Below are 20,572 nucleotides of genomic sequence, written 5' to 3'. Positions count from 1 at the left end.
TATCTTCATAAAAACCAACAATAGCAAATTAGTAAACTTAGTGGGACTTATTTTTTAATTTCTAAATACCGCTTAGCAACTCTTTCTTTAAAAGTGCAAAGTCAATTGCATCAATTACACCATCCTTATTAAGGTCACCTGCTTCAAGGCCATTTTCTACAGGAAAATCATCAATTAGTCCAAGAAGGTACTTTTTCATCATGGCATAGTCTGTCGCATCAACACTGCCGTCTCCATTGACATCTCCTGTCAGCACTGGTGGTGGAGTGATTCTGCCTGTAAACTCAAACCAATTAATGTTGAACAAGTATCCGCTTCCTCCTGTAAATTTTAGATATACATCGTGCACACCGCTGGCACCACTAATATCACATGAAGCATCAGCCCAGGTCTGCCAGCCCCCAGTGGATGTCACAGAACACGTTCCTACTAAAGGTCCTGTAATGCTGTCCAGCCTGATTTCAATTTTTCCTCCGCTGGCACCACTGGCTACCCTAGCCTTGAAACCCGTAACTCCGTTTTTGAAGTCAATATTCTTATAAACGGTGTAATCCCCGTTCTCTATATATCCTACGTCCAGTCCGCCTTCGCTGCAATTTTCAGTTTGGATTCCAGATTGTGAGGAGAAGCTCTCAGCTTCAATTTGTGAAGCCGAACCACTCACTCTAAGCACTGCTTCTGATTCACCTATCTTAGCACCTGACGAATCTACTACAAATAATTTGTATGTTCCTGATGTTTCAGGTGTTACAATTGATGTAGCTGTTCCTGATGCTTTGGTCATAGTTGGTCCAACAACAAACTTTGTTGTCCCCGCTGGAGCAAACCACACTGTATTTGCTGGATTACCACTGCTCCTTATGTTTAATTCAGCTCCACATTTTGTGGCACAGCTTGCTGGGAATACATAATCCTGAACAGGGAACAGTTTACTTGGCAGAATGTCTCTGTATGCTTCCTGAACTCCTGCCTTCAAAGCTATATTGTACTGGGCCAAAGGCCATACATTATCCGGAACTGCAATAGGTGGATCAATTGTGCTGTTTGGAGGATTTTTACCCATTTTATTAACCGTTGCATAGGTCCTTAATATCGTTAAGTCGTGTTTTTGTCCATAATCCTCACAGTTAATTGTGTACGTTACCCCCGGACTAATATCAAGTACATTATCATTTTCAGTTATGTACGCGCTTCCTTCATCATTATGTAAACCATAAGTAGGCCCTGTAGAATTGTCGGGAATTCCTTTAACATAGTTCTCATTTATAGTTGTATAAGGCATTTGCCCTATTGTATATATTGCTCCGCTGTCATGGAGTCTGTTTAATGCATTGTATATACGGTTATTATTTATTACGTTGTCCTTACAGGTATTTGAGTCCTTAAAATTACACCAACCCCATCCAAGTGTTATACCGTTATATCCTGTAGTGTGAACTGTGTTATGAGTTACCTTGAGCTTGTTTACAAAAAATGCAGTAATACCGGCGCATCCTCCAAATCCAGGAGCTGTGCTGCAATCCCACAACATATTATTATTGATTACAACATTTGTACATATACCTTCTACACCAGGTGCGTACTTCTGGTGTTCTCCGCCGTCTCCCAAGTATACATGTTGTGGATGTCCTACCGTAATACCACTTGATGTAATGTCATAGATGTAATTACCAATCAGATTTGAATTTATTACATCGTTGACCATAGTAATTCCGTCGGCAGCACTGTGCTTTATTACATTTCCTATGAAGTCAATTGAATCACTGCTGCTTACATTTATCATCCCCGGATATGTATCCAAAAGAGTGTATTTAGTGTCATGCCAATTACCGTTATAATATGCTATAAATCCGTCTGCACTCTGACAAGTTGTTCTTCCGTATGAATCTCCTACTTTTATAAGATTCCAGTCAGTATTTGCAAATGTAATGCCCTGGAAGGTTATATTCTTGACTCTGTTTGAATTTGACTTCCCTGAAATGTCAATAAGTTTCTCTAAAACAGGAGCCTCAACATCGGCAGTTGCCATGTCCTCACCTGGGCGAGGATAATAATACAGAGTTTTTGTAGTCTTATTAAAATAGAATTGTCCCGGAGAATTTAAAAACTCAAATGCATTGTAAATTGTATGGGTACTGGTAGTGGTGAAAGCTGCGCCCCATCCTGGCAGTTGGGCTATTGCTCCATATGGCTGCTGCAAAAGAAGTACTCTGGAAGAGCCTGATGTAATAACATCCCTTGTACATACAATGTTTTCATTCCAAGTGGTACCGTTTACTATTTCAAGGTCGTCCTTATTACTTGTGATTTCCGGCACATCAGAGACATTATATTTTACCCCGTCGCTATTGCTGCCGCTTGTCCAAGCCCAGCTAGCCTGCCCTTTTGTAACAGAATAAGTTCCATATCCCCCCTGAGCTTTTACGGTTTTTTTAGTCATTTGAGCTCTTTTATCATTTACAAAAAGATATCTCAATTTGGTATTGCGGTTCAAGGTAGCCTTATATATATTGTCATTATATTTAGTCCACCCTGTAACCTTTGTTGCACCATTTAAAACAGGTATTTCACCTTGATATGCCTGGTAAAATATCCTAAATCCATTTGTTCCTGAATCCTCAGGTCCAAAAGTAATGGTGCTGGATAAACGATAGTCCCCTCCTCTTAAATAAACATAAATGTCACCCGTCATATTTTTGTTTATGGTACGTACTACATCTCTGGCCTTTGTTATTGTCTGAAAGGGTGCATCGATATTACCAGGATTACTGTCACTTCCATCAGGAGATACGTAATAAACCGCCTGGGTTGCAGCAGAAACACCCATCGGAGACACTGTAACTGTTAAGATACTGCATAAAACAATTACAATAGAAAGAGTTAATGATATAAACCTTTTTGTCGCCTTATTTTTTAGCATACTTTTCCTCCTTATTTAAGTTTAGATTAATATATTTTTGAAATAATTCACATTAGAAATTTTAAAAAAGCATATCCTAACCATATTCTGCCTCACACTTTCACAGGAGAAGTTTTCAAATATCATATGTGAATTGATTATCTATAAGAAGATGTAAAGAATAGGAGTGAAACGAAAAGAAAATAATTGGTAAATCTGTTTTTTATTATAAATTGCAGACTGTTTTCAAATCAATATAAAAACTTTTGACAATTGGTATATTAATTTTGTAATTTTTTATGGTTGGGTAAAAATAATAAATTTATTCTAGTATTTCAAAATATTTGTTCACTTTTTTTTATTTTTGTTAATTTTTTTTCATATCAAAAAAAGGCATCTCAAGAGTCCAAATGAACATCTTTGAAATGCCTTTTATTTGTATTTAAAACTTAAAAATTTTTGTCTCCTCCAAATAGTCCACCCAGAATTTCGCCTCCAATACCTCCGATACCTGACTTCTGGTCACGATGGCGTGCTCCTGCAGATGAAAGTCTGTCTGATAATCTGGCAAGAGGTAAGCTTTGTAGGAATACAATACCAGGGCCAGTCAGTTTTGCAAGGAATAGTCCCTCTCCGCCAAACAGGGCATTTTTAAAACCTCCCACTGATTGGATATCATAGTCTATACTTGGGGAAAAAGCTACTATACATCCTGTGTCAACTCTCAGAGTTTCACCGGGAAGCAGATTTTTTTGAATAATTGTTCCTCCTGAATGGACAAAAGCCATTCCGTCGCCAACCAACCTTTGAAGAATAAAGCCTTCTCCTCCAAAGAAGCCTGCACCGAGCTTTCTGGTAAAAGCAATTTCAATATCTACTCCACTAGCAGCACACAAAAATGAATCCTTCTGACACAGGAAATTCCCTCCAACCCGAGCTAAATCCAACGGTATTATCTTGCCGGGGTAAGGTGCTGAAAATGCAACATGCTGCTTTGATGTACCTGCATTATAAAAAGTGGTAATAAAGAAGCTTTCTCCTGTAAGCATTCTCTTGAATCCCTTAAAAACTCCGCCATCTGTAGATGTCTGCATCATAATGCCATCTTCCATATACATCATTGCGCCGGCTTCAGCCCTAACGCCTTCTGATGGGTCCAATTCTATCTCCACTATCTGCATATCGTCCCCATAAATTTTATAATCAATAACGTCTGCCATATTAACCTCCTAAATTTTTATTACCGTATTTTATATACAATATAATACGTTTTAAATAAACATTAGTCTGCTCTTTTTACCCACTGTGAATATGGAGTTGAATATTTTGCAGCCAGTAGTATTGCCTCCGTCATGCTTATCCCACTGGCAATCCCTTTCCCTGCAATATCATAGGCAGTTCCATGGTCAACAGATGTCCTAAGAAACGGAAGTCCCAAGGTAATTGCTATTGTTCTTTCAAAATCTAATGTTTTTGTAGCTATATGCCCCTGGTCATGGTAAAGGGACAATACTGAATTGTACCTGCCTGTCAATGCAAGATGAAATACCGAGTCAGGGCCCACAGGGCCTTCCACATTAAATCCGCGTCTTTTCGCTTCCTGAATTGCAGGAATGATGCTTTCAGATTCTTCTGTACCAAAAAGACCGTTGTCCCCGCTATGAGGATTTAATCCGGCCACAGCCATTGTCCCTTCTGTTATTCCAAGGCTTTGCAATGCTTGAGTACATCTTTCCACGTAATCCAGTAATCTTTCCTTGGTTACCATATCACAAGCTTTTCTCAGCGATACATGGCGAGTGAGAAAAAATACTCTCATTCCCCTGACTTCAAACATAGTAAGGGGATCTTTAGTGTCTGTCAGTCCAGCAAGTATTTCCGTATGACCGATAAATTCTATTCCAGACGCTTTTAGTGAAGGCTTGTTTATAGGGGTTGTTGCTATTGCAGAAAGTTTTCCTTTCAAAGCAAGCTCCACACTCTTTTTTATGTACTCGAAGGAAGCGCGGCCATTTTCCGCCTGAACCTTACCGTACTCCAAACTATCAGGATTAATTATTTTTAAATCCACAACATTTATAGTACTTTTATCAGAAGTTAACATGTCTATACCTGTTACAGTGTTTACATTGGTTTGTATACCACATATCCTGGCTGCCTTTTCAACAACTCCGGCATCGCCTATTACCAACGGCTTACATACTTTGTATATTTCATCATTAGCCAGTGCTTTTACTATAATCTCGGGACCTATTCCGGCAGGGTCTCCCATTGGAATCCCGATTACGGGTTTTTGCATTGTATCCCCTCCTCTTAATACTATTATAGTATATCTGTTTATATCGTTGAAATATGTGTATTCTAAAAATTGTTGACATTTTGTTCAACTAATAATAATATAATACTGTACTAAGTGTACTATTATTAATAATACAGTTATGAGGAGGTGCTTATGATACAATTGGATTTTAAAGACCCCAGGCCTATTTATGAACAAATAAAAGATAAAATCAAGGAGCTGGTTATAACCGGGGCAGTTAAAACTGACGACAAAATACCGTCTGTAAGAGAGCTTGCCCAAACTCTTACCATAAACCCCAATACTATTCAGAAAGCATATAAAGACCTTGAAACAGAAGGAATAATCTATTCGGTTAAAGGCAAAGGTAATTTTATAGCTCCTTTGGATAAAAGTTCTATAGAACCCAGACGAAAAGAGCTTTTAATTAGTATTCAAAAAACAGTGGAAGAATTAATTTTTCTTCATACACCGCTGCAAGCAGTAATTGATGTAATTCAGAACACATATGGTAAAAAGGAGGCATCCCAATGATTCATGTAAAATCTTTGAGCAAATCTTACGGGGACTTTAAAGCACTTGATTCCCTTGATATTCACATAAAAGAGGGATCAGTCTATGGACTTTTGGGACCTAACGGTTCTGGTAAGACTACACTGATAAAGCATTTAACTGGGATTTATAAGAACGAATCAGGCTCTATAGCAATAGATGGTAAATCCGTTTTTGATAATCCCGAAACAAAATCCAAAATAGTATATATATCCGACGATCTTTTTTTCTTTTCTCAGTACAGTATAAAGGAAATGGCTTCTTTCTATGCCAGCATGTACCCGAGTTGGAGCTGGGAGAGATTTAATACACTGCAGCAGGTATTTCCCATCGACATAAAGCGTAGAGTAGTAAAGCTCTCAAAAGGTATGCAGAAACAGGTAGCATTCTGGCTTGGAATATCAGCAAAACCAAAAGTGATGATACTGGATGAACCGGTTGACGGACTTGACCCGGTTATGAGGAAAAAAGTATGGAATCTAATATTACAGGACGTTGCAGAGTACGGAACAACGGTTCTTGTATCCTCCCACAACCTCCGTGAGTTAGAAGACATATGTGATCATGTAGGTATTCTTTATAAAGGTAAAATGATGGTCGAGCGTGAACTTGATAATATGAAATCAGATATTCACAAGCTTCAGCTTGCATACTCAGGTAATACGCCTGATAATTTATTCAAGGATGGAGAGGTATTACACCGTACCCAAAACGGAAGCGTACTGCAATTAATTGTCAGGGGTAACAAAGATGCATTAATATCCCGTGTCAAGTCAACAAACCCTGTTGTAATGGATATTCTGCCGCTTTCCCTTGAGGAAATTTTCATTTATGAATTAGGGGGTAAAGGTTATGAAATCGAAAACATCCTTATTTAAGAAAGGCATAATTTTAAGCGATCTGAAACGCTATTGGTGGGTGAGTGTAATTTTTTCATTAGGGCTTATCCTGACCATGCCTCTGGCACATTACATGCAAAAATTTAATATAAATTCTGATAATTCTAATATTCGGTTTATTAAAGAGTTTATAGCTCGTGAACTGAACTTCCATAGCGGAGTAAGCCTGTTGTTTCCAGCTGTTATTCCTATTATTATTGCAGTTTTAGCCTACAGATATATTCAAAAGGGTCGACAAGCTTCCTTGTATCATAGCCTTCCGGTTACCAGGGCAGAACTGTATTTTAATAGCTTTGTTTCAGCACTGATACTGTATATTATGCCTTTATTGATAAATATTTTCGTTATGGGCTTGCTGAATTCCTTCAGCTTTTTATCTGATTTTTATACAACGGAACTTATTTTCAAATGGCTTGGACTATCCCTTTTATATGGAATTTTATTTATGTCCATGACAATTTTTGTTGGAATGTTTACTGGAAGCTCCGTTGCACAGATAGTATTTGTTTATATTTTAAATCTACTTCCTTTATTTTTCTTTGAGAGTATAAAAGCAAATCTATCTTCGTTGCTATATGGTTTTGCCACTTATTCAAATACCGGTTTCTACCGCAAACTGCCTATGACAATGCTCTTTAGCAACAGCATAGAACTTACACCCCGGATGGTGGTTGGTTATATAGTTTTATCAGTGCTACTTCTGGCCGGAGGTCTTGTTGCGTTTAAACTCAGACGACCTGAGACAGCGGGTGATATTATAACCTTTAAACCCATACGTCCCGTATTTATATACGGTGTTACAGTTTGTGCAACACTAGTGGGCGGAGCATATTTCTTAGGTATTAGCAGGGCCTCCGTATCCTTTGCAATATTCGGATACTTCGTGTGTGCATTAATCGGCTATGTAGTAGTTCAAATGGTAACAAACAAAACCTTTAAAGTACTTAGTACCTACAAGGGTTATCTGGGGTATGCACTGGTTTTAATTATTATGCTGTTGGGTATCAGGTTTGATATTTTCGGATATGTAAACAAAGTTCCTGCTGCTGATGAGGTTGCAAACGTTTACATGGGATACAACATCTACTGGTGGGAAAACAAAGACAATGAAAATTATGTAGGTCCTTCAAATGACAATACTACCATTTATAAAGAAACTGCAAATATCAAAAACATCACTGAACTCCACAAAATGATTCTGGAAAACAGGAGTAAGGAGGGTTCCTCAACCTACATTGCCTATACTCTTAAAAACGGTAAAAAGATTGTCAGATATTATGATTTGGATACTAACCTGTATGCTTCTGCACTAGGCCCCATATATGAAAGTAAGGAATACAAAGACGGAAGGTTCCCGGTGCTCCATCAGGAAGCAGATGATATTAAATATATACAAGTACATGATTATTCAAAAAATAAACAACCTATCGTCATTTCTGATAAGGAAAAGCTTAAAAACTTTATTACTGAAATCCGGAAGGATATTAACGGTTTTAATTATGAACAGCTTGCTTCCCCTGCCGAAGATAAACTCTGGATAGAAATTAGCGACAACAAAGACAGGATTATTTCATATGGAGTAAATTCAAACTATATAAACACATTGAACTGGTTTAGTAATAACAACAACTAGTAAAAAAGTTCGGGCAGTAAAGGCGATTTTGACATTACTGCCCGCTTCTTTTTACCCCTCTTGTTAATTATCTTTTACGGGAGCTTTTCTTATCAACAAATATGATAATACTGACAACAGAACCGTAGCAATTAGGAATACAAAAACTGCACTTATAGGTCCATAGCTTCCGGTTACTCCGAACATAGTAGTTATACCATTGTATACCCAATTAACAGTAGTGGTTGAACAAAAGTTATAAAGTATATACGGGAGTACCATTGTAAAAAAGACCGGAACTCCAATTGATATACATATCTTTTGTATTTTGTTCATTCTGTAATATGCCAGTGTAATAAAATATCCAAGAGTTATTGCACACATATACAGTGCTATGCTCCACAATAAGGAAATAAATGTATTTCCTGTATTTTGTGTTCTATCAATATAAATCATATTAAACAAAGAATTAAAATTTGATATTCTGTTAAATATAATTCCTAAAGCACTATCAATAACTGCCATACCTGCAGCTATAGGCATTGCAGCCAGAAAAAAACTCTTGAACTGGGTTCTCCTTGGTACACCATTTGATATTAAAAACAGATAATTTTTCTTAAAGGAATTCAACCCTAAAATAAATAAAAAAATTGACGACGTCATTTCCATTCCGCTAATTGAGCCTTTAACCCCTGATACAGACACAGCCAAAAAGACTATTAGTAGTAATATGGCCAAATAAAAAATCAATACTGAATTCTTCATCTCTGAAAATATATATTTTGAAGCTGTTTTTAATCTCATTATTAATCCCCTCCATTATCTATTAGTCATGTGAATAAATAGTTTCTGTAAATCAGGTTTTGTAACTTCCAGTCCGTCAGGAACATCTGTCTTGTTCAAATGCCCAAGTACATATGCACATTTGATTCCTCCCATTGTATCAGTTCCAAGCACATTTTTACCGGCAGTAAAGCTGTCAACCCCAGATATACTTCCGGTTATTGCATAACCCTTTGATAGTACGCTCTCAACTGATTCATTCAAAATCAATTCACCTGATTTTATTATAATTACGTCTTCAATTATATCCGCCGCTTCTTCAATCAGATGTGTTGAAATGACAATAGTTTTGGGCTTTTCACTGTAATTTTTAAGCAACTCCTTATAAAACATGTCACGATGATTTGCATCTAGTCCCAAAACCGGCTCGTCTAAAAGAACAAATGGCACATTACAGGATAGAGCTAAAATCATTTTGAATATAGATGTATAACCTGTAGACAGATTTTTTATCTTTTGTGTTATTTTCAGAGAAAATTTTTCACACAACTCAGCAGCATATTCATAGTCAAAATTAGTGTAAAATTCTTTAGTCCAATTAAAGGCCTTTTTTACTGTCATACTCTCCGGATAGTAATTATTTTCAGCCATAAAATATATCTTTGATAGTGCACTATTATTCTCTATAACATTTTCACCATCTAAAAGAATCTCGCCCTCAGTAGGGAAAATCCTGTTTGTAATCAGGTTTAGCAAGGTTGTCTTTCCTGCCCCATTACGGCCGAGAAGTCCATAAATCTTATTTTCTTCCAGTTTCAGACTGATATTTTCCAGGGCTGTCACGTCTCCGAATTTTTTAGTTATGTTCTTAATTTCCATTTGACTCATATTTTAAACCCTCTTTCCAACATTTTTAGTATATCCTCTTTTGAAATTGAAAGCTTTTTTGCCTCTGTCACTAAAGATTTTATATATCTTTCAAAAAAATCTACCTTACGTTGTTCAAGTATTTTTTCTTTTGCTCCATTTGCAACAAACATGCCAAGCCCCCTCTTCTTATAAACAATTCCGTTATCAACTAAAATATTTATCCCCTTTAGCGCAGTGGCCGGGTTTATTCTGTAGTTTACTGATATCTCTGTTGTGGATGGAATTTGTGTCTCCTCCGGATATATCCCTGCTATAATGGCATCCTCCAATCCTTCAGAAAGCTGAAGATATATGGGTTTGTCATTATTAAAATCCAGCTTCATGTTTTCACCACCTAGTCTGTTGATTGGTTAATTACTTGTGTAACTAACTATATAACTAGGCAACCAAAAAGTCAAGACATAAATATAAATTTTTACATACTTTCAAAAGATTAAATCGTATAATTAACATATCTTAAACGAATATTGTACATAATTTACATATGAATCCCGATTTTAGGGGTATACGGAGGTAATATGCCTAATCTGGTTACTCACTATCTTTGCGGCTTGGAAGCTGTTAAGATGATTGAAAATAAAGAGTGCAAAAAACTCATTGAACAAAATAAAAACGTTTTTAATCTAGGTGTTCAGGGTCCTGATATACTTTTTTACTATGGTATCTGGCCTTGGTCTCCTAAAACCCAATATGGTACTATAGGCGAAAAATTTCATAAATCTAAAGTTAATATGGTTTTTAATAAAATGATTGACTACATTTTAAAGCAGAAGGGTAATGTAAGAGATGTTCTTACTGTTTATCTTATGGGCTTTTTATGCCATAACTGTCTTGACAGTATTACTCATCCTTATATTTTTTACAAATCCGGCTTCAAAACCCAGGACGATCCACGTACAAACTTGTACCAATACTATCACAGGCGTTTTGAGACTGCTATTGATGTATTGATGTGTAGTAGGCTTCTGAATAAAAGAGTCCATGAAATAAGTATTGACAGACTCATAGGTATACCCCTCATGGAGCGTGACATAATAGGAGATATGTACGAAAGTGTTATTGCCTCGGTTTTTAATTTTAATATCCCCAGCAAACTTATATCAAAAGCCATTAAAGACATGAATACAGTAGAAAAAATTCTTAGGGACCCCTACGGTATAAAGAAAAAATTGGTAGCCGCTATAGACCATCTTATATATGGGTTTCCGCTATTCTCCAGCCTTATCTTCCCATTAAGGCTAAAAGACGGCTTAGACTACTTGAATCTTGGAAAAAATGAATGGGCCATGCCATATGACAAGGCCCGCAAAAGTAATCTTACTTTTATAGATATGTTTAAAGAAGCCTGTGACAAAACACAACGCTTTTGTCAGGTATTGTATTCAACTATAACCGAGGATACTCCCAATGTTTCCTATGCCTTAAAACTTTTTGGGAACAATTCCTATACTTCTGGAATTGATTGTGACTTGGATGTTAAATTCAAGTACCATGATATTATTTTTTATTAATACGGTGTTTAAGCAGCCTCATAACCATGTCCACAGTATCTGCTAAATCCTTTTTGCTTCTTGATTTAGCTTTTTCAAAGGGTAAGGCAACTCTGTTAATACTTACAATAGCCGACACTCCCATATCATAAGCTGCTTCTGCTCCATCCCCCACATCACCTACTATGGCAATAACAGGAACATTGTTCATGTTAGCACGGGCAGCGACTCCAATAACAACCTTTCCTCTAAGACTTTGAGCATCAATCTTTCCTTCTCCGGTGAAAATAAAATCGGCATCTTTTATAATGTTATCAAACCCTACCAAATCAAGAACTGTCTCAATTCCGGGTTTGAGGCTTCCTTTAAGGAAAGCCAGTATTCCTGCCCCCATTGCCCCTGCAGCGCCACTTCCCGGAATATCTGAAACGTCAACTTCCAGTTGACTTTTTATTGTGTCGGCCAAATCCATAAGGTTTTTATCAAGAAGTACGACCATTTCCTCATCGGCTCCTTTTTGAGGTGCATAAACATGTGCCGCCCCAGTTTTCCCGTACATTGGATTGTCAATATCGCACATAGCAGTTATTTTACAATCCTTTAGAAGCCGTTCTGCTAAGGTGGTATCAATATGAGCTATTTCCCCTAATGTAGCCCCTGTAGGTATAAATTCTTCCCCTGACTTATTTTTAAACTTTACTCCTAAAGCACATGCCATTCCGGTACCTGCATCGTTTGTACAGCTCCCTCCAAGGCCTATAATTATTTCACTGCAGCCCTTTTCTACAGCATGACGTATCATTGTACCTACCCCAAAGGTAGTTGTCTGAGAAGGATTTAGTCTTCCTTCTGCCAATGGAAGACCTGCAAACATGGCTGTCTCCAGTATAGCTGTGTTGCCAATTCTGGCATAATAGCCTTCCATCTTTTCATTATATGGGCCTGTAGCCTCCAGAGTAACTTTTTGGGCTCCAAGCATCTCAATAAAACAATCAGAAGTGCCTTCCCCTCCATCTGCTACAGGTATTTCGATGACTTCACTGTCAGGATAAAACTGTTTGATTTTTGTTTTTATTATGCTGCATACCTCAAGAGAACTCATACTCCCTTTAAAGGAATCAGGGGCAATAACAAACTTCCTCATTTGACATTCCTCTTTTCACGCTTATACGTATAAAAAGAACACATATTCCATAGGAAATCTGTGTTCTTTTATTATTAAAATAAGTTATCACTATTTATTATATTGAAAGTATATTGCTTAGTTCAAGGAGATCTTTGTCAATATCCTTCTTCATAGCTAATGCTTCGTCTATATCTATATCAATAACCTTTGAATCCTTTATAGATATAACTCTATTATAGATACCGTCTTTAAGCAATGTTACAGCTTTTGCTCCCATAACACTTGCCATAACTCTGTCCTGAATTGTAGGGCTTCCACCTCTTTGAATATATCCCAAAACTGTTCCTCTGGTTTCTATTCCGGTAAGGTCTTCAATCTTCTTGGCTAGCTCCAGTGCTCCTCCTATCTTCTCAGCAACACCTTCAGCCAGTATAATAATGTAGTTTTTCTTTCCGCTATTTCTTCCCTGAATAATTTTTCTGATAATATCTTTATCGAAATCAAATTCCCTTTCAGGAAGGAGAATTACTTCCGCGCCTCCTGCGATTCCTACGTTTAAAGCGATATGTCCTGCACGACGCCCCATTACTTCAAGTACGCTGCATCGTTCATGTGAATATGCCGTATCTCTGATTTTGTCAAGTGCATCCTGAACAGTATTCATTGCTGTATCGTAACCTATTGTATATTCTGAACTTGCTATATCATTATCAATTGTTCCTGGCAAACCCATAACCTTCATACCGAATTTGCTGAAATCTCTAGCTCCTCTGTATGAGCCGTCTCCTCCAATAACAACAAGTGCATCTATGCCAAAAGCCTTTGAAATTGACATTGCTTTCTGCATACCTTCTTCAGTTGTAAATGCTTTACATCTGGCAGTTTGAAGTATCGTTCCCCCTCGGTGAATAATATCTGATACGTCTCTTGCACTCATATCAAATATATCTCCGGTAACTAAACCATTGTATCCTTTCCTTATACCCAGCATCTTAAACCCGTGATATATACCTGTTCTTACAACAGCACGAATGGCAGCATTCATTCCAGGTGCATCTCCTCCGCTGGTAAGTACTCCTATTGTTTTAATGTCACTCATTTCAAACCCTCCCCGTAAACAGTAAAATCTGAATGTCGAATATATACATCAAATTTTTATACAAACTGAACCCAATTGAGTTCATTATAAACCAAACCACCTTCGGAGACAATATAAATCCGCTACTTTGTTTTTTTATTCATACAATTTCCGATAATATCTCCGGCCAAAACTCTTGTTTCAAAGCCTTTTTCGGTCTGTTGTATTATATCATCATCTATTTTAACCATATTCTTTTTAAAAATCAGTAGCACAGTAGAACCTCCAAACTTAAAAAATCCTTTTTCATCACCTCTTGAAACACGTTTTCCAGGAGTATAAGTCTGAATTATTGAGCCTACTGAGGTTGCCCCCACTTCTATGTATATGACATCTCCAAAATTATCCGTTTTAAATATACTGTATTCCCTTTTGTTTCTACAAAAAAGTTCAGGTATTTTCTTTAATGCAACAGGATTTACAGAATAGTATTCGCCTTTAATTTTATGTGTTTCCATACACTTACCACTGTCAAAAAAGTGGAACCTGTGATAGTCTACAGGACAAAGCCTTAATATTAGGTAAGTACCGCCGTTGTAATCCTGAGCCAGTTTATCGTTCTGAAGGAGTTCACTTAAGCTGTAGGTCATTCCTTTTATCTGAAGAAGTTTTTCCGTATCTATACTTTCCCATGCCTGAAGTCGCCCATCTCCCGGAGACAGGAGTTTTTCCTGGGCTTTTTCAAAATTCCTGGCAGAAGGTTTCAGTTTTCTGGCAAAGAAATCATTGAAATTGTTAAAATCTTCCATATTGTTTTCACATTCATTAATATCTATTGAAAATTTTTCTGCAAAACCTTTTATAGTTTTGCGGCTTATTTTCCTGTCACAGAAAAATCCTGTCAAAGCGGAATATATCTTACGTTTTACAAGGAGTTCCAGTCCAAGCTTTCCTCTTCCCGTTGTGTACAGTGTATTCAGAAGTTTGCCTCCTGCTACCTGCTCAATATCATATTGTTTGGTTTCTCTATTATATATTTTAATCATCGTATCTCTTTTCCTAAAATAATTTTACTCTTAGTTTAGAATTTTATATTATTGAGAAACTTAATGCAATTAAAAAAACTCCCTCTTAACATTTATTAATTTATGCCAAGAAGGAGTTTTTAATCATTTTTTACTAATCTTTTGGTTTACTTGTATGGGTCTATTGTCTGAATAGTTCCATCATCATTGTATTTCAATTCTGTAAATTTAACGCATCTCTTGTTATCATGACCACCAGATAGTGAGCTGTCATGATAGAACAAATACCACTTATCCTGATACTGAACTATTGAGTGGTGAGTGGTCCATCCCACAACAGGTGTAAGTATTTTGCCTTTGAATACAAAAGGTCCTTTTGGATTATCACCAACTGCATATACGATGGTATGAGTTGTACCTGTTGAATATGAAAGGTAGTATTTACCGTTGTATTTGTGCATCCATGGGCCTTCAAAATATCTTCTTTCCTCATCACCTGCTAATATTGGATTGCCATCTTCATCAACAATAGATATCTCTACAGGCGTTTCCTTAAATGTAAGCATATCATCGCTCAATTCAGCTACTCTAGGACCTAAAGCCGGTGCTGATGCATCAGGGCCTTCTCCGTTAGGATTAAAGCTTCCTGTCTGCCACTTTTCAAGCTGACCGCCCCAAAGACCGCCAAAATAGATATATGCCCTATTATCGTCATCCACTAAAACGGCAGGGTCTATACTGAAGCTACCAGGAATAGGCTCTTTTTGAGCTGTAAATGGGCCTGAAGGAGATGTACTTGTAGCTACCCCTATTCTGAATATACCATCCTTATCTCTTGCAGGGAAATACAGATAGTAGGTATTATTTTTGTAAGCAGCATCCGGTGCCCACATTTGCTTTGAAACCCATGGAACATCTTTCATATGAAGGACTTCACCATGGTCAATGCAAGGCGAATTTAAATCATTCAAAGACAATACATGATAATCTTCCATCATATACTGATCCCCGTTATCGTTTGAAGCTATATCCTCGTCAAGGTCATGAGAAGGATATATATAGATTTTACCTTCAAATACATGTGCCGACGGATCTGCTGTGTAAATGTGTTTCACTAAAGGTTCTTTTTGTTTTACAATTTCATCCATGAGACTTCTCCTTATTAACATAATAGTTATATAGAGTTAACTGTTACCATTATATCAATTTTTTATTAACAATCAATCCATTTGATTAAATTTATATGTTTATCTCAAGATTTATTCCAGTATAACTTTCAGCAATAGGTTACTATTACTCACATATTGGATATTTACTGGTATCCCAAGTTCTTCCCTCACTCCTAAGAAATGCATCGTTTACATTAAAATATGTATAGCAAAGTGCGCCATTCTGTTTGGTATATATAGTATCCCATGTACAATCCAGATGATAATATTTATCATCAATTTTTACTATATTCCAAGCATGTGCTCCACCTGCCCACCCGTGGGCTACCTTTATACACTCAATTCCAGCCCTGTTGAGAAGTATATTCATTGTATCTGATATGGCATCGCATGCCCCTTTCTTATCTATCAGAACGCCGTATGCACCTGTGTACACTCCCAGAGTATAAGTTGTATTATTACAAATATAGTCGTGTAGAGCCTTCTCTTTTTCCAAAGGAGTCATACCAGGAGTTACAACTGAAGCAATGATTTCATCAGCTGTGTTTAAAAACGCTGCTACTTCCGCCTTTGTCTGGCTAAAACCCCAAAAATCAACATTAATGTTCTCATTGAAACTAGTATAGCTTGAATAGTCTTTTATTGAATTACCACTCAAATCGAGTTTTGTTAGTTTTGGCAAGCAGGACAAAGGTGAAAAATCTTCTATAGCATTATCGGCTAAATCAAGGTATTCCAAATTCGTAAGATTGCTCAGAGAAGTTATATCCTTGATATTATTGTACCCCAGTCTCAAAGTTGACAAATTAGTTAATACGGAAAGGGGACTTACGTCTTCTATTTTACATGAATACAATCCCAGGCTGCTAAGCTTTGCCTTAAAGTCCTTTATGCAGCTTATATCCTTTATTGGATTACGATCAACATCCAAATTCTTTAATTTTGTAAGATCTTTTAAGGGACTTAAATCTGTTATCTGGTTGCTAGATAGGCTTAGTATGTAGAGCTTTGACAGTTTTTCCAAAGGAGCCAGATTACTAATTTTGTTGTAGTTTAGAAATAAGTATTCGAGGTTCGTCAGCTCTCTAAGTTGTGATATGTCTTCTATTTGGTTGTCGGTCAAATATAACATACTAAGATTCTTTGCATATTGAATGCCTTCAAGGGAAGTTATGTCCAGATACTTTGCATCAAGATATGTGATATTTAGCATATCACTTTTGAAAATGTCTCCGGTGGGTTTTGAAATAGCACTCCTAACAACTTTCTCTAAATTTTGATCAGCAAAATAAACGATATCTTCTGTCTGAACCAAAAGTGTTAATTTGACTGTACCTTCGTAGCCTTCAACTGTACCTTCAAAAATCTGTGTACCTCCTATGGTAGTATCAACACTAGAAGTGTTCCATTCAACTGGTAAATCCACCTCAATTCCGTCATATCTTTTTGCCTTGACCGTAACCGGCAATGTATAAGGTTCTCCTAGCTTTACTGTAGCTCTGATATCATCAATGGTATATTGGGGTACTACTGTAACAGTTATATAGGCTTTCTGCTGAAATCCCTTTACAGTGCCTTCTAGGTTATACTCTCCTGCTTTGGTTACATCCAGCGTCTCTGTATTCCATGTTACATTGTCAAAACCCGGTTTATATCTACCATTGGACATTTGTGCAGCCACAGTAGTAGGCAGCTCAACTGAACCGTACTGAAGAACAGTAACCGGCATTCCCACAAAAGAAACTATTGGAGGATTTACATCTACACTCAATGTTATCTCTCTTGAATATCCCTCAATCCTACCAACAAAGCTAAATCTTCCTGTAACACTTAGATCAATAACTGACGGTGTCCATTGTACTGGAACCCTTGCGGTACCTCCTCCTACAATAAATGCTTCTACTGTTTCGGGTAACGAATAGTCCATTCCCTGATATGCATCTTCTCCCCATGCATAATACTTAAGTGCAGCAATCTGTCCCGCAACATTTAATGTCAAATCTACAGGCAGTGACAGTCCTTCTGTCAATCCAGAATATTTATATGTACCTTGTATTGTGGTATCTGCTGTTTCGGAATTCCAGTCAACTTCAACCTCGCAACATGTACCATCTGCCTGAAAATAAGGAAGTGTCTGTGGCAGGGCATATGCTTGTCCAAGAACCGTATAAACTACAGGATTGACTATCAGATACCAATAAATTTTCTCGGAATAACCTGAAATACTGCCAACAAGCTGGTATATTCCCTCATTATTTGTATTTATTTTTGCTGACTGCCATGTTACATCAACATCAGTCCTGCTTCCATCAGCCAACGTTGCAGATATTGTTTGAGGAAGTGAATAAGAATCACCCTCATTAATGGAAATAATACCATTTGGATTTTCTACGCTTAGTACTTCGCTCCCATTTGCATTTGCAATGAAAGGGTTAAAAAATGAGGACATTGTTATAAGCAACGCCACAACCAAAGAAAGAAAAACTCTTAACTTGCTATAACTGTTCATTAGTTACCTCCTATTTAAATTTTGGAATTACATGTAATATTTTACATTAAAATCAATCATTTTGTAAATTATAGCAATATATTTTCAATATACTAGAGATAACTATTATTCTTAAGTGTTTGCTTTAAGGCTACCCATGTTATAATAATGTTAAATTTTTTCAGAATTGGGAGCTGAATAAATTGAGAATTTTAATCGTAGAAGACGAAATTCACCTTGCGGAAGCTTTATCACAAATTTTAAGAAAAAACAACTACACCGTTGACATTGCTTATGACGGCAGCACCGGCTTGGATAACGCTTTAAGCGGCATATAAGATTTGATACTGTTGGATATTATGCTGCCTCAAATGGACGGTATAAGCGTATTGAAACACATTAGGTCAGAAAATATCTCCACCCCTGTAATACTGCTTACCGCCAAATGTGAAGTATCGGACAAGGTCAAAGGACTGGACTGCGGCGCAGATGATTATCTTCCTAAACCCTTTGCCACTGAAGAATTGCTTGCCAGAATAAGAGCTGCTTCCAGAAGAAAAGATGAATTAGTACTCGACACTACTATGAAATTCGGTGATATTGAATTGAATACTGCCACTCTGAATTTATCCTGCGGAAGTAAGAAAATTAAGCTGCTACTAAAGGAAAGCCAGCTCTTGGAGCTTTTGATTCTGAGAAAAAACTCTGTTACATCTAAAGAATTAATTATAGAAAAGCTATGGGGCTTTGACTCTAAAGCAGAGCATAATAATGTCGAAGTTTATGTATCATTTTTAAGAAAAAAACTTGCCTTTTTGAATTCTTCTGTGGTTATAAATACTATCAGAGGTGTGGGCTATACTTTGGAGGCCAAGACTGATGTTTAAAAAGCTTAGAAACAGATTTTTAATTTCAAATCTTGTAATTATATCGGTTATGTTGATTATTTCCTTTGCCTCTATATATTTGATAACATATAAAAATGTAAGTTCCGAAATTAAAATGGAACTTCACCGAATAGAGGATTCATACTTCAAACATAATGATAATATGGGCCAGCATCCTCCAGATTTCGGAATCCAGAAGCCTCCAAAACGAAATGACATTGATTCTCCTCATGAACGTATAATTTCCTTTATGGTAAAGACTGACCTCCAGTGGAATATAATCGATAAAGCATCTTTTTTTAACGTAGAAGATGAGCTGTATGAAAATGCTAAGAAAAAAGCGATTTCAAAAAATAATAATACAGGGAACTTTAATATTGAAAATGAACACTGGACGTTTTCAATAACTCCTATAATGAACGGATATCGTCTGGTCTTTATGGATACAACATCCCAATATGAAATTCTGAAAACTTTGATTTATACTTTTTTGTTTGTAGCTCTGATTATGTTTATTATAATATATTTTATAAGCAGGTTTTTTGCAAACAGATCCATAAAACCTGTTCAAGAAGCCTTTGAAAGACAGAAGCAATTCATTGCAGATGCCTCTCACGAGCTGAAAACACCTCTTGCTGTTATTAATACAAATGTAGATGTTCTTTTGTCCAACAAGCGGGATACTATTGAAAGCCAATCCAAGTGGCTGAATTATATAAAATCCGAGTCCGAAAGGATGGCAAAACTGACAAATGATCTTTTATATCTTACACAAATGGATAATTCCGATAATAAAATAATTTTTTCCAATTTTAATATGAGTGAGGCAGTAGAAAACATTATTCTTACAATGGAAGCAGTTATATATGAACGTAATCTCTCTCTGATTTATGAATTGGAGCCGGAGTTATTTACATATGGCAATGATGAGCAAATCCGACAGGTAGTAATGATTCTTCTGGACAATGCAATAAAATATTCAAATACTAACGGTACCATATCCATAGCACTATATAAGCAAAATAGCGATATTATACTGTCAATTACCAATACCGGAGAAGGAATTGCCCCGGAACATTTAAAAAAGATATTTGACAGGTTCTATCGTACCGACAAATCTCGTTCAAGGCGGCTTGGAGGCTACGGACTTGGTTTAGCAATAGCCAAAGCAATTGTTGACCAGCATAACGGCAAAATATATGCAGAAAGTACATTAAATGTAAAAACAACTTTTTTTGTAAAGCTTCCACTGGTTTTTAATTATATGAACGGATATTTGACCCTAATTTAAGTTGTATAGTATACTTGTACGGTATATATTGTACGTCGGAGGTG

At 36.7% G+C, this 20,572-nt stretch carries 16 protein-coding genes and 1 pseudogene; 6 read left to right on the top strand and 11 right to left on the bottom strand.

Annotated features, from left to right (window positions below; translation table 11 throughout):
- Nucleotides 1-61 precede the first annotated feature (61 nt).
- The 3 genes from K412_RS0111655 to pdxA form a co-directional block, all read right to left on the bottom strand.
- Nucleotides 62-2,920 carry a carbohydrate-binding protein gene (locus K412_RS0111655; protein ID WP_024833272.1) on the bottom strand — a complete coding sequence of 953 codons (2,859 nt, stop codon included), beginning with the start codon at nucleotides 2,918-2,920 and terminating at the stop codon, nucleotides 62-64.
- Between the two features lie 428 nt (nucleotides 2,921-3,348).
- The gene (locus tag K412_RS0111650) at nucleotides 3,349-4,119 is read right to left on the bottom strand and encodes a TIGR00266 family protein (RefSeq protein WP_024833271.1); all 771 of its coding nucleotides are present in this window, start codon (nucleotides 4,117-4,119) and stop codon (nucleotides 3,349-3,351) included.
- A 62-nt stretch (nucleotides 4,120-4,181) separates the two neighbouring features.
- The gene (gene pdxA / locus K412_RS0111645) at nucleotides 4,182-5,198 is read right to left on the bottom strand and encodes a 4-hydroxythreonine-4-phosphate dehydrogenase PdxA (protein WP_024833270.1); all 1,017 of its coding nucleotides are present in this window, start codon (nucleotides 5,196-5,198) and stop codon (nucleotides 4,182-4,184) included.
- A 153-nt stretch (nucleotides 5,199-5,351) separates the two neighbouring features.
- On the opposite strand from pdxA, the gene K412_RS0111640 reads away from it, so the two are divergent.
- Genes K412_RS0111640 through K412_RS0111630 form a run of 3 tightly spaced genes read left to right on the top strand, consistent with a single transcriptional unit; the run spans nucleotide 5,352 to nucleotide 8,282 of the window.
- Nucleotides 5,352-5,732 carry a GntR family transcriptional regulator gene (locus tag K412_RS0111640; protein ID WP_024833269.1) on the top strand — a complete coding sequence of 127 codons (381 nt, stop codon included), beginning with the start codon at nucleotides 5,352-5,354 and terminating at the stop codon, nucleotides 5,730-5,732.
- Complete coding sequence (locus K412_RS0111635; protein ID WP_024833268.1) at nucleotides 5,729-6,628, top strand: ABC transporter ATP-binding protein; 900 nt, start codon at nucleotides 5,729-5,731, stop codon at nucleotides 6,626-6,628. Before K412_RS0111640 ends, K412_RS0111635 begins: the two co-directional genes overlap by 4 nt.
- Nucleotides 6,603-8,282: a DUF6449 domain-containing protein gene (locus K412_RS0111630; RefSeq protein ID WP_024833267.1), complete on the top strand. Its 1,680-nt coding sequence runs from the start codon at nucleotides 6,603-6,605 to the stop codon at nucleotides 8,280-8,282. Before K412_RS0111635 ends, K412_RS0111630 begins: the two co-directional genes overlap by 26 nt.
- Nucleotides 8,283-8,345: 63 nt before the next feature.
- Here K412_RS0111630 and K412_RS0111625 read toward each other — a convergent pair whose 3' ends face one another.
- Genes K412_RS0111625 through K412_RS0111615 form a run of 3 tightly spaced genes read right to left on the bottom strand, consistent with a single transcriptional unit; the run spans nucleotide 8,346 to nucleotide 10,297 of the window.
- A complete protein-coding gene (locus tag K412_RS0111625) occupies nucleotides 8,346-9,065 on the bottom strand; it encodes a hypothetical protein (RefSeq protein WP_024833266.1) in 720 nt (239 codons plus the stop codon).
- A 15-nt stretch (nucleotides 9,066-9,080) separates the two neighbouring features.
- A complete protein-coding gene (locus K412_RS0111620) occupies nucleotides 9,081-9,932 on the bottom strand; it encodes an ABC transporter ATP-binding protein (protein WP_024833265.1) in 852 nt (283 codons plus the stop codon).
- A complete protein-coding gene (locus K412_RS0111615; protein ID WP_024833264.1) occupies nucleotides 9,929-10,297 on the bottom strand; it encodes a GntR family transcriptional regulator in 369 nt (122 codons plus the stop codon). The genes K412_RS0111620 and K412_RS0111615 overlap by 4 nt, the downstream gene beginning before the upstream one ends.
- A gap of 195 nt (nucleotides 10,298-10,492) precedes the next feature.
- Between K412_RS0111615 and K412_RS0111610 the strand changes: the two genes are divergently transcribed.
- A complete protein-coding gene (locus K412_RS0111610; RefSeq protein WP_024833263.1) occupies nucleotides 10,493-11,485 on the top strand; it encodes a zinc dependent phospholipase C family protein in 993 nt (330 codons plus the stop codon).
- Here K412_RS0111610 and K412_RS0111605 read toward each other — a convergent pair.
- From K412_RS0111605 to K412_RS0111585, 5 genes are all read right to left on the bottom strand, one after another.
- The gene (locus tag K412_RS0111605; protein WP_024833262.1) at nucleotides 11,472-12,608 is read right to left on the bottom strand and encodes a glycerate kinase family protein; all 1,137 of its coding nucleotides are present in this window, start codon (nucleotides 12,606-12,608) and stop codon (nucleotides 11,472-11,474) included. The genes K412_RS0111610 and K412_RS0111605 overlap by 14 nt on opposite strands.
- Before the next feature lie 97 nt (nucleotides 12,609-12,705).
- Nucleotides 12,706-13,680 (bottom strand): 6-phosphofructokinase, encoded by a 975-nt coding sequence (gene pfkA / locus K412_RS0111600; protein ID WP_479691922.1) that lies wholly within the window; start codon nucleotides 13,678-13,680, stop codon nucleotides 12,706-12,708.
- A gap of 131 nt (nucleotides 13,681-13,811) precedes the next feature.
- Nucleotides 13,812-14,714: a phosphatidylserine decarboxylase gene (locus K412_RS0111595; RefSeq protein ID WP_024833260.1), complete on the bottom strand. Its 903-nt coding sequence runs from the start codon at nucleotides 14,712-14,714 to the stop codon at nucleotides 13,812-13,814.
- Between the two features lie 146 nt (nucleotides 14,715-14,860).
- On the bottom strand, nucleotides 14,861-15,841 hold the full coding sequence (locus K412_RS0111590; RefSeq protein WP_024833259.1) for a glycoside hydrolase family 43 protein: 981 nt from the start codon (nucleotides 15,839-15,841) through the stop codon (nucleotides 14,861-14,863).
- Between the two features lie 145 nt (nucleotides 15,842-15,986).
- On the bottom strand, nucleotides 15,987-18,371 hold the full coding sequence (locus K412_RS0111585; protein WP_024833258.1) for an Ig-like domain-containing protein: 2,385 nt from the start codon (nucleotides 18,369-18,371) through the stop codon (nucleotides 15,987-15,989).
- A gap of 182 nt (nucleotides 18,372-18,553) precedes the next feature.
- Between K412_RS0111585 and K412_RS20720 the strand changes: the two are divergent.
- Both K412_RS20720 and K412_RS0111575 read left to right on the top strand, forming a co-directional pair.
- Nucleotides 18,554-19,237: pseudogene (locus K412_RS20720) on the top strand (response regulator transcription factor).
- Nucleotides 19,230-20,528 (top strand): sensor histidine kinase, encoded by a 1,299-nt coding sequence (locus K412_RS0111575; protein ID WP_024833257.1) that lies wholly within the window; start codon nucleotides 19,230-19,232, stop codon nucleotides 20,526-20,528. Before K412_RS20720 ends, K412_RS0111575 begins: the two are co-directional and overlap by 8 nt.
- Nucleotides 20,529-20,572: the final 44 nt, after the last annotated feature.

The sequence above is a fragment of the Ruminiclostridium josui JCM 17888 genome (assembly GCF_000526495.1).
Classification (GTDB): Bacteria; Bacillota; Clostridia; order Acetivibrionales; family DSM-1351; genus Ruminiclostridium; species Ruminiclostridium josui.
This window is presented reverse-complemented; position numbering and strand designations above follow the sequence as displayed.

Coding starts and splice junctions, on each gene's coding strand:
- K412_RS0111610 (WP_024833263.1), top strand. CDS start 10,493: ATGCCTAATCTGGTTACTCACTATCTTTGCGGCTTGGAAGCTGTTAAG.
- K412_RS0111605 (WP_024833262.1), bottom strand. CDS start 12,608: ATGAGGAAGTTTGTTATTGCCCCTGATTCCTTTAAAGGGAGTATGAGT.
- K412_RS0111590 (WP_024833259.1), bottom strand. CDS start 15,841: ATGGATGAAATTGTAAAACAAAAAGAACCTTTAGTGAAACACATTTAC.
- K412_RS0111655 (WP_024833272.1), bottom strand. CDS start 2,920: ATGCTAAAAAATAAGGCGACAAAAAGGTTTATATCATTAACTCTTTCT.
- K412_RS0111635 (WP_024833268.1), top strand. CDS start 5,729: ATGATTCATGTAAAATCTTTGAGCAAATCTTACGGGGACTTTAAAGCA.
- pdxA (WP_024833270.1), bottom strand. CDS start 5,198: ATGCAAAAACCCGTAATCGGGATTCCAATGGGAGACCCTGCCGGAATA.
- K412_RS0111650 (WP_024833271.1), bottom strand. CDS start 4,119: ATGGCAGACGTTATTGATTATAAAATTTATGGGGACGATATGCAGATA.
- K412_RS0111625 (WP_024833266.1), bottom strand. CDS start 9,065: ATGAGATTAAAAACAGCTTCAAAATATATATTTTCAGAGATGAAGAAT.
- K412_RS0111595 (WP_024833260.1), bottom strand. CDS start 14,714: ATGATTAAAATATATAATAGAGAAACCAAACAATATGATATTGAGCAG.
- K412_RS0111640 (WP_024833269.1), top strand. CDS start 5,352: ATGATACAATTGGATTTTAAAGACCCCAGGCCTATTTATGAACAAATA.
- K412_RS0111575 (WP_024833257.1), top strand. CDS start 19,230: ATGTTTAAAAAGCTTAGAAACAGATTTTTAATTTCAAATCTTGTAATT.
- K412_RS0111615 (WP_024833264.1), bottom strand. CDS start 10,297: ATGAAGCTGGATTTTAATAATGACAAACCCATATATCTTCAGCTTTCT.
- K412_RS0111630 (WP_024833267.1), top strand. CDS start 6,603: ATGAAATCGAAAACATCCTTATTTAAGAAAGGCATAATTTTAAGCGAT.
- K412_RS0111585 (WP_024833258.1), bottom strand. CDS start 18,371: ATGAACAGTTATAGCAAGTTAAGAGTTTTTCTTTCTTTGGTTGTGGCG.
- K412_RS0111620 (WP_024833265.1), bottom strand. CDS start 9,932: ATGAGTCAAATGGAAATTAAGAACATAACTAAAAAATTCGGAGACGTG.